Below are 9,271 nucleotides of genomic sequence, written 5' to 3'. Positions count from 1 at the left end.
AAGCCGGGCACGAGCGCCGACGCGGCCCGGCTGCGCGCCGCGACGGGCGCCGCCGGCGGCCCGGGCGCAGCCGTGGCCGGCAACCTGACCGTCCACGACTGGTCGTTCGCGCCCGATGCCTACCTGCACTGCGACGGCTTCCTGCAGGCGGGCGGGTCGTTCACGAACCCGCCGCCGGCCGGCCGCCCCCGGATCCTGCTGCTGCCGACCTGGGGCCCCCGCGCCGAGGAGCGCGGCCTGCTGATGTCACGCCGCTGGCGCGACTCCCTGCGGCGGCTGTCCCACGACGCGGAACTCGTGCTCGCGCCCCACCCGCTGTCCCCGCCCCGGGACGTCGAGCGTTGCGCGCGGGCGATCGGCGCCCGGGCGCTGACGCCGGACGGCCGGTCGTTCGTCCACGTCGCCGAAGCGCACGCGGTGATCGGCGATCTCTCGGGCGTGTTCTGGGAGGCCCTGCTCTTCGACACTCCCGTGGTGCTGGCCCGCGCTTCCCAGGACATGGCCTGGCCGCCGGACCTGGCGCCGTCGCGAGCCGAGACCCTGGCGATCGTGCCCGAGGCCGAACCTCGGGAGCTGGCCGCCACGGTGCTCGCCCTGGTCGGAGCGCGCCGGCCGCGGCAGAGAGCCCTGGCCGAGGACCGGCTCGGCGTCGTCGACGGGACCGCCGTCGCGCGCATCGAGCGCAGGATCCGGGAATTGCTGCCTCCGCCCCGCGGGGAGGGGAACCGGACGGCGGAACCTGCGTAGAACGTGACTAACACGTTGCGGCGGTGGTGCTTTTATTTACCGCAGGTGAAAATCCTGGCGTCCCGCCCGAACCGGCTTAGCTTGAGGCCCCATGCGCGACACCTTCAGGAAAGCGGACCTCCACGTCCATTCATCGTTCTCGTTCGACGTGCCCGACCTCGCGGCGCTGCACCCGCGCGCGCTCTTCGAGGCCGCGCTGGGGCATCCCGACCCCGAGCGGCGGCTGGACTGGTTCACGCTGACCGACCACGACACGATGGCCGGCTGGGCCGCGCTGGTGCGCGAGCTGCCGGAGGCCGACCGCGCCCTGGTGATCCCCGCCGTCGAGCACACGCTCGGCGATCCGGGTCTCGGCTTCACGATCCACGTCAACCTCTACGGCCTGGATCCCGACACCTACGCGCGCCTGCGCGCCGCGGTGCGCACGCTCGACGAGCTGTGCGCGTTCTGCGACGAGCACGGCATCCGCTACCAGTACAACCATCCGACTTGGTGGGAGCGCGCCGAGCTGAGGCGCGGGCAGGTGGACTTCGCGCGCGTGCCGGAGATCGCCGCGCGCTTCCCGGTGCTGGAGCTGAATGCCGCGCGCACGCCGGCCCAGAACCTGATCACCGCCGGCCTGGCCGCCGAGCGCGGCCTGCCCCTGACCGCGTCGTCGGACACGCACACCGGCGCCGTCGGGCGCGGCTGGACCGCGGCGCCCGGTGACACCGCCGACGAATTCCTCGGCGCGATCTGGCGCGGCGAGGGCACGACCCACCTCGACCACCTGTCGCACGCGGCGCTGGTGGACGAGGCGCACGGCCTGATCGACGAGTTCCTGGACCGCGGCCGCACCCACGGCCCGGCCGGGCGCGAAACCGCCGGCGCGGCCCAGGCCTGGCTGGAGCACATGACGCTGCTGCTGGTGCGCTCGCGCTGGGTGCAGCAGACGCCGGCGGCGCGCGAATCGCTGCGCTCGCTGCTGAAGCACGCGTCGGTGCCGATCCTGAAGGTGGTCATGGATCACGAGCGCCGGCTGGACCGCCGGCTCGCCGATTCGGAACTGCGGACCTACCTGACGCAGGCACGCGTCGCCCACGCCGCCTAGGCGGCGTTTCCCCGACCCCGCCCGCCGCTACCCGCCTACATCGACGCTTCGAAGTGGCGCGGGATCTTCAGCTCGAAGTTGTCCCACCGCGACGGGATGTGCGTGGCGCCGAGCACGTCGGACGCCTTCGCGAAGTCCTGCGGGTGGACGTGCAGCAAGTAGCGGTAACCGCCCTTGCCGTCCGCCAGACCCGTGGACGTCACGACGTTGATGTCGGCGTCGCACAGCCGGTGGTGGATCTTCACCAGCGCGCCGAGCTCGTCGTCGCCCTGCACCAGGAACGCGTGGTGCGGGCCGTTGAGCACCAGACCGGTGCGCCGCGCGACGTCGGCGAGCCAGGTGGTGTTCAGCGGGTAGATGACGAGCTGGGTCTCTCCCGTGCCGATCGGGAGGGCGGTGAAGGCGAGCAGGTTCACGTCGTCCCGGGCGAGGCGCGACAACAGGCGGCAGGCTTCTCCAGGGACGTCGGGCGCCGTGGTGGTGTAGTACGGCGCGCTGTAGATCTTGACGGCCATGACATGCCTCCCAGGCTGCGCCCTCGGGATGTCCGGCGAGATGCACCTTCGGTATCCCGAGGGCTCGGCCCCATGATACCACGGAACAGCGGGGCGACCAACGCCGATTGCCCCCAAACGGACGGAGGCGGGACCCCGCGGGGTCCCGCCTCCTCTTCGTGGCGCCGTCGCGACGGCCCGGGATCAGCGGACCAGCAGGCCCTTGCGGGTGCTGACGACGTCGCCCGCTTCCAGCCGGAAGACGTAGCCGCCGCTGCTCAGGGCCCGGCCCTGGCCGTCGGTGCCGTCCCAGATCGCGACGTGCTCGCCCGCTGGCAGCTCGCCGTCGCTCAGGATCTTCACCAGGTGGCCGCGCATGTCGTAGACCGCGAGGCGGGCCGCACCGGCCGCCGGCAGGTCGAAGCGGATCTCGGTGCGCGGGTTGAACGGGTTCGGGGTCGCACCGCGCAGGGTGGCCTGGCCGGCCCGCGGCAGGTCGTCGGCGCCGGTGCCCTGGCTGCGCTGGAGACCCCAGATCTCGACCTCGTCGATGTTCCAGCCCGAGTACTGCCAGCTCGAGTCGGTGGCGCCCATGGTCCAGCGCACGTAGACGGTCGGCATCTCGTCGGCCACCGCCGAGATGTCGAACTCCATGAGCGACCAGGCGGCGTCGGCGATCTCGGACGTGTTCTGCCAGATCGTGGTCCAGTTCACGCCGTCGTTGCTGACGCGCACGTAGGCGTGGTCGTAGGCGGGCTGCTCGACGTTGAGCCAGCGCCGGAACTTGAGCGTGACCGCCGACAGGCCGCTGCAGTCCAGGGCCGTGGTGGTGAGGTGGCGCTCGGGCAGGCTGTTGGCGTAGTCGCCCGCGAGGTTGTAGCCGTAGACCGCGCCGCCGTTCCAGCCGCCGGTGGGGTCGGCCTCGCCGTAGGCGCCGCCGAGTCCGGACGGCACGCCCCAGGCCCAGTCGCCCTCGACGGTCCAGCCGGGGTTGGTCGTCATGTTGAACCCGTGGACCAGCTCCGGGAGCCCGGCCTGCAGGGACAGCGGCGCCGTCGCGTCGCCGTCGTGGTCGGTGGTGTTGGTGAACGACAGCGTGCCGGTGTGGACGCCCGTCGCCAGCGAGTTCGCCGCCGCGTTGACCGAGACGGTCACCACGACGTCGCCGCCCGCGGGGATCGTGCCGCTGGCGTTGCTCACGCTCACCCAGGCGACGTCGGCCGCAACCAGGTAGCCGATGACGGTGTCGCCGGCGTTGGACAGCGTGTAGTCCTTGCCGGCGGGGGTGAACGGGCCGCCGACGTCGCCCTGCGTGGACAGGCCGCTGGCCGGGGCGACGCGCAGGCCGCTGGCGTAGGGAGCCAGCAGGTCGAGCGTCTGCGCGCCGGTGTTCAGCGGGTCGAGCCAGTTGCTCAGGCGCGTGGTCGAGGTGCCGCCGCCGGTCCAGGACCGGGAGAAGCGCCCGTACCAGTCGGACGAGTTGTTGCCGCAGGCCGCGTAGCCGCCGTGCAGCTGCCCGACGACGTGGTGGTTCTGGTCGAACAGCGGCGATCCCGAGGAGCCGCCCTCGGTCGTGCCCACGTCCCAGTCCGTGACGCGCAGGTGCGTGCCGTCGCCGGGGACGGCGGTCTGCAGGTAGGTGGTCGTGGACAGGGGGTCGTATTCGAAGCTGATGCTCTTCTCGTCGGTGCTCGGGTGGTGGATCGCCGTGGCCGAGGTCGGGTCCTGGGTGCCGCGGTCCCAGCCCGCGTAGGCGACGTTCCAGGAGACGTCGGGCACGGAGTTCAGCTCGACCAGCGTGAAGTCCGAGGTGCTGGACTCGGCGCGGAAGGTGCTGCCGGTCAGGAACTGCGACAGCGAGCCGCCGCCCTGCTGCCCGCAGGTGGGGCTGAAGTAGTTCCAGTAGGTGACCAGCGTCGGCGCCTGCGTGGTGTGGATCCCGCAGTGGTAGGCGGTCATGAAGAAGGAGCGTTCGTCCTGGGCGGTGTTGTTGACCATGAAGCCGGAGCAGAAGGTGCTGCCTCCGGTCGAGATCACGGCCACCGACTGGATGTCGTCGCGCCAGCCGTCGCCCTCGGGGCAGATGACGTCGATGTTGCAGGTGCCGGACTTGTCGACGAGGGTCTCGCCGAAGGTCTTGTAGCCCACGTTCACCGAGGTCAGCTCGAGCTCCAGGTCGGCCGCGGCCTTGGCCGCGATCTGCACCTCGACGACCAGTTCGGCGCCCGGGACGATGGGCGTCCACAGCTGGCCGTGGTCGCGGTTGTCGTCGGCGGTGAAGGCGATCGCCGGCTGCGACAGGTCGGCCGGATAGATCAGCAGGCGGCCGGTCTCGGGCATGACGAAGCGCGTGAAGCCGAGGTTCAGGGACACGGCGCCGGGGCTGGAGATCCGCAGCCGCCACAGCCGGGTGCTCTCGTTCAGGACCTCCCACGTGCCGTGGGTGTCGGGCGCGATGAACGTCTGCTGGGGGATCGCGAAACGGGGGGGCTCGCCGTCGCGCGCGCGGACGGCGTCCTCGGCCAGGGCCTGGTCGCGGTCGACGGTGTCGGCCGCGAAGACCTCGACGCCCGCCAAGGGGCGCAGCCCGGTCGCTGCGGCGGGATTGGCCGTCCGGTCGGCGGCGGCGGCGCTCAGGCTCAGGACCGTCAGCAGGGCGATCGCGAGCAGCGATGCCGGGACGGCGCTGCGCGACGCAACTCTTCCCCGGGTCAGGATTTCGATTCCGACTCTGGTCATCATTCCCATCCTCGCGGAGCGGGTGTGTGGCGACATGGGACGCGGCATCCCATGGGCGATCGTCGAGGGAGGGGCGGGGGCCTCCGCATCAGATCTTCCAATGATATATCAAAACGATTGTCAGGTATAGAGAAATCGGGGATGGGGGCGGGGGCGCGTCAGCGCGCACCCTCGCCCGTCAGGACCACGCGGACGGTCGAGAGCAGGATGCGCAGGTCCAACATCCAGCTCGCCCGCGTGATGTAGAAGGTGTCCAGGCGCAACTTGCGCTGGATCGAACGCAGGTCCTCGTCGTAGCCGTTGTTGACCTGAGCCAGGCCCGTGATGCCCGGCAGGGCGTCCAGGCGCGCCAGGTAACCGGGGACCGTGGCCTCGTACTGGCGCACGAAGCACAGCCGCTCGGGGCGGGGGCCGATCAGGGTCATCTCGCCCTTCAGGACGTTCCAGAACTGGGGCACCTCGTCCAGGCGCGTCTGGCGCAGGAAGCGGCCGACCCGGGTGATGCGGGCGTCGCCGGCCTGGGCCAGCTGGGGGCCGTTGCGCTCGGCGTCGGTCCGCATGGAGCGCAGCTTCCAGATGCGGAAGGGGCGGCCGGGGTAGATCACCTTGCGACGTTCGCAGCCCGCGTGGCCGGAGTTGCGGCGGCGCAGGTTGCGGCCGATGCGGGTCTGGGAGTAGAAGACCGGGCCGCGCGAGTCCACGACGATCGCCAGGGCGATGATCGGCATCAGGGCCGCGAACAGCGAGAGCGCGAGCACGGCGACGGCGATGTCGCTGGCGCGCCGCAGGCCCAGGTACAGCGGCGAGTGCCGGGGCTCGGAGCGCGGCGCCCGCCGCTCCAGGTCCTGGAACAGGCGCGCGGTCTCGTGGCCGGCGCGGTCCAGCGGGTTCGGGTGCTGCAGCGAGGTTTGCGCGTTGTCACTGAAATTGACCATGATCTTCGACTGAGTCCTTCTGATGTTCGCTTCCCACATGGTGCCGTGGCACCATCGTTGTCAGGCTGATCGCTGCTTGATCATCCGTGAGAGTGCTCCATTATAAAGGAGACTTCGCAGGTAGTCTATAGCGACATCGATAAAATTCGATGTCGAAAGCATGCGAATTCACAAAAGGTAAGCTCATTCCCGGCCCCCCAGCCGCGAACAGGGTCCACGATATCACGAACCGACCAAAGGTCAAGACAAATTCCTGTCGATAATTCAACATCGCCTCGATGTCAGCGGGCCAGCGTCTCGAGGCAGCGGGCGTCGACCCACCAGATGGCCGATCTGCCGTTGCCGGGGGCGGCGTCCAAGTCGCGCAGTCCGGCCAGGGTCAACGGGCGGGGAGCGCGGGCGGCCAGGTCGTTGCGGGCCGACATGAAGAAGAGCGCCCGTCCGTCCGGCGACAGGCAGGCCGAGTACTCGCGGCGGTCAGCGGTGTTGACGGCGTCGCCCAGGTTGGCCGGTTCGCTCCAGCCTTCGGCCAGGCGCCGCACCAGGTAGTAGTCCGTGCCGCCGCGCGAGTCGGGCATGCCGAAGGCGGGGATGATCAGGAAGCGCTCGTCGGGGTCGACCCAGGCGTTGAACCGCGTGCGGCCCAGCTGCACGGCTTCGGGCAGGCGTTCCGACTCGTTCCAGGCGTCGCCGGCGCGCGTGGCGCGGCGCAATTCGCTCAGGCCGGTCGCCGGATCGTCGCGGGTGAAGTAGAGCGTGCCGTTGCGGGCGACGCTGGGGTAGAAATCGGGCGCGTCGCTGTTGACGCCCCCGGGCACGGGGCGCGCCGGGCCCCAGCCGCCGGGAACGCGCTCGGCGAACCAGATGTCGTGGTCGGGGCGGGCCGGCCCGTCGCCCTCGCGGGGTCGGTCGCTGGCGAAGAACAGCAGCGCGCCGTCCGGGCTGATGCAGGGCTCCATGACCTTGTAGCGGGGGTCGGCGGCGAAGGGCGCCACCTCCGGCGGCGTCCAGCCGTCCCCCTGCCGGCGGCAGACCAGGACGGTGCTCAGTTCGAACTCGCCGACGCTGACCCCGAAGTAGAACTCGTCGCCGTCCGGCGTCATCGCCACGTCGCGGGTGGCCAGGCCGAGGTTGACGAGGCCGGGCGCGAACAGGGCCGGGACGGCGGGCGGGTCGCCCTGGCCCAGGAAGGGGCCGCCGGAGATCTGGGCCCGGGCGGACGAAGCCGCGGCGAGGACGAGGACCGTGGCCGGCAGGCTGAGGATTCGGGTCATGGAACGCTCCCGGTGGATGGTGCACGAGATGTAGTATACGTCGGGACGGCGCCGAGGATGCGCTTGACCCCGGACTGGGGACCTGTTCCCATGCGGTCGTCCCGTCGATAGGAGGTCGGATCATGTCGAAACGATGGCTGCCGGCTTGCGCCGTCGCCGCCCTGCTGGCCGTGTCGCTGCTGTCCGGGTGCGCCGGCACGTCTCCCGACCTGCGCGGCTCCTGGGTCCTGGTGAGCGCCGGCGGGCACCAGTTCCCGGCGGTCGAGACCGCGGGCCCGGGCGACATCGTCAAGATCCTGACCGACGACGCCTTCGCCACCACGGGGAGGGCCGCCGGCAAGTTCGAGGGCGGCGCGGGCACCTGGTCCTACCGCGACGGGGTCTTCACCGAATGCATCCGCGTCCATTCGAACGAGGATCTGATCGGCGAGAAGATCAGCTTCAGCTGCCGCGTCGAGGGGGACTTCTGGCACCACGCGGCGGAGTTCGTGGCCGGGGGGCGCCGGCACTTCATCGACGAGGTGTGGCGCCGCCTCGCGCCCGGGAAATGCACCGCCACGCCGGCCGCGACCGCGGGCGCCGCGGAATGACGCCATGACCACCGCGCGCCCCGCCTGCTCCGTCATCGTGAAACCGGGCCGCGAGGACGCGGAGCCCGGACGGCACCCCTGGATCTTCAAGGGCTCGATCGCCCGCGTGATGGGCTACCACGCGCCGGGCGACCCGTGCGCGTTCACGACCGAGGGCGGCGTCGCGCTGGGCTGGGGCTACGTCAACACGCGGTCGCTGCTGGCGGGCCGGATCGTGAGCCTCGAGGGGCCGGTGACGCGCCGCCTGCTGCACGAGCGCCTGGGCGAGGCCGTCGCCGCGCGCACCGCCCTGGGCCTGGGCGACGGCGGCCCGCTCGGCCGCGCGGGCGAGGAGCGGACCGACTGCTACCGACTGGTGAACTCCGAGGGCGACGGCCTGCCCGGCCTGATCATCGACCGCTACGGGACGGGCTTGGTCCTGCAGTTCCTGACCGCGGGCGCCGAACGCTGGCGGCAGGACGTGATCGACGCGCTGACCGGGCACCTGGCCCCGACCTTCATCTACGAGCGCAGCGATTCGCGGACCCGCACCGACGAGGGGCTCGAGGCGGCCCGGGGCCTGCTGTCGGGCGCGCTGACCGATCCGGTGCTGGTGCGCGAGAACGGGCTGGTCTACGAAACCTCGCCCGAGGCCGGCCACAAGACCGGCCTCTACCTCGACCAGCGCGAGAACCGCGCGCTCGTCGGCACCCTGGCGCGCGACCGGCGCGTGCTGAACTGCTTCGCCTACACCGGCGGCTTCTCGCTGACGGCCGCCGCCGGCGGCGCCGAGAACGTGGTGTCGGTGGACGCTTCGAAGTCGGCCTGCGCGGCCGCGGAGCGCAACCTGCGGCGCAACGGCTTCCCCGAAGCGGCCGGCCTGGTGCAGCGCGAAGACGTGTTCCGCTTCCTGCGCCCGGGCCGCGACCGTTACGACCTGGTGATCCTCGACCCCCCGAAGTTCGCCCGCTCGCAGCGAGAGCTCGACGGCGCCGAACGCGGCTACCGCGAGATCAACCGCCTGGGCATCGACAAGCTGGCGCCCGGCGGTCTCCTGCTGACCTTCTCCTGCAGCCAGGCGATGAACCTGATGCGCTTCCAGCAGGTGGCCCAGGAAGCCGTGCTGGCCGCCGGCCGCCGCGCCCGCGTGCTCCGCCGCTTATCGGGCGGTCCGGATCACCCTTGGATGCTGGGCCACCGCGAGGGCGAGTACCTCAAGGGCTTGCTGCTGCTCGTGAGCTGAAGATCCGTCCGCCTCTCTGCCCACACCCATCTCGTCCCGGGTACACACACGCGTCCCGTCGGGGGGCGCTCGCCCGGCACATCCTGTGCCCGGCATTGCTTGGCTGCTGGGCTCCGGCGCCTTCCTGGCGCCGGAACCCGGCAGACACCCCCGACGGGACGCGTGTGTGTACCCGGGACG

8 protein-coding genes are annotated in these 9,271 nt (G+C 71.4%); 4 read left to right on the top strand and 4 right to left on the bottom strand.

Annotation, left to right across the window (positions count from 1 at the left end; genetic code table 11):
• On the top strand, positions 1–747 hold a 747-nt coding region (locus Q7W29_08025), incomplete at its 5' end, for a hypothetical protein (protein ID MDO9171763.1).
• Between the two features lie 91 nt (positions 748–838).
• Positions 839–1,837 carry a PHP-associated domain-containing protein gene (locus tag Q7W29_08020; protein ID MDO9171762.1) on the top strand — a complete coding sequence of 333 codons (999 nt, stop codon included), beginning with the start codon at positions 839–841 and terminating at the stop codon, positions 1,835–1,837.
• A gap of 35 nt (positions 1,838–1,872) precedes the next feature.
• On the opposite strand, the gene Q7W29_08015 is transcribed toward Q7W29_08020, so the two are convergent.
• The 4 genes from Q7W29_08015 to Q7W29_08000 all read right to left on the bottom strand — a co-directional run bounded on the left by Q7W29_08015 (position 1,873) and on the right by Q7W29_08000 (position 7,279).
• Positions 1,873–2,352, bottom strand: coding sequence for a hypothetical protein (locus Q7W29_08015; protein MDO9171761.1), 480 nt, complete (start codon positions 2,350–2,352; stop codon positions 1,873–1,875).
• A gap of 183 nt (positions 2,353–2,535) precedes the next feature.
• Positions 2,536–5,070: a FlgD immunoglobulin-like domain containing protein gene (locus Q7W29_08010; protein MDO9171760.1), complete on the bottom strand. Its 2,535-nt coding sequence runs from the start codon at positions 5,068–5,070 to the stop codon at positions 2,536–2,538.
• A 158-nt stretch (positions 5,071–5,228) separates the two neighbouring features.
• Positions 5,229–6,005, bottom strand: a complete 777-nt coding sequence (locus Q7W29_08005; GenBank protein MDO9171759.1) for a sugar transferase — start codon at positions 6,003–6,005, stop codon at positions 5,229–5,231.
• A 281-nt stretch (positions 6,006–6,286) separates the two neighbouring features.
• Positions 6,287–7,279, bottom strand: a complete 993-nt coding sequence (locus tag Q7W29_08000; GenBank protein ID MDO9171758.1) for a hypothetical protein — start codon at positions 7,277–7,279, stop codon at positions 6,287–6,289.
• 122 nt (positions 7,280–7,401) lie between these two features.
• Between Q7W29_08000 and Q7W29_07995 the strand changes: the two genes are divergently transcribed.
• On the top strand, positions 7,402–7,869 hold the full coding sequence (locus Q7W29_07995; GenBank protein ID MDO9171757.1) for a hypothetical protein: 468 nt from the start codon (positions 7,402–7,404) through the stop codon (positions 7,867–7,869).
• 4 nt (positions 7,870–7,873) lie between these two features.
• Positions 7,874–9,091 (top strand): class I SAM-dependent rRNA methyltransferase, encoded by a 1,218-nt coding sequence (locus Q7W29_07990; GenBank protein ID MDO9171756.1) that lies wholly within the window; start codon positions 7,874–7,876, stop codon positions 9,089–9,091.
• The last annotated feature ends 180 nt before the right edge of the window (positions 9,092–9,271 follow it).

The organism is bacterium, assembly GCA_030654305.1.
Lineage (GTDB): Bacteria > Krumholzibacteriota > Krumholzibacteriia > LZORAL124-64-63 > LZORAL124-64-63 > PNOJ01.
The sequence above is the reverse complement of the archived record's forward strand: the minus strand, read 5'-3'. Positions and strand labels throughout refer to the sequence as shown.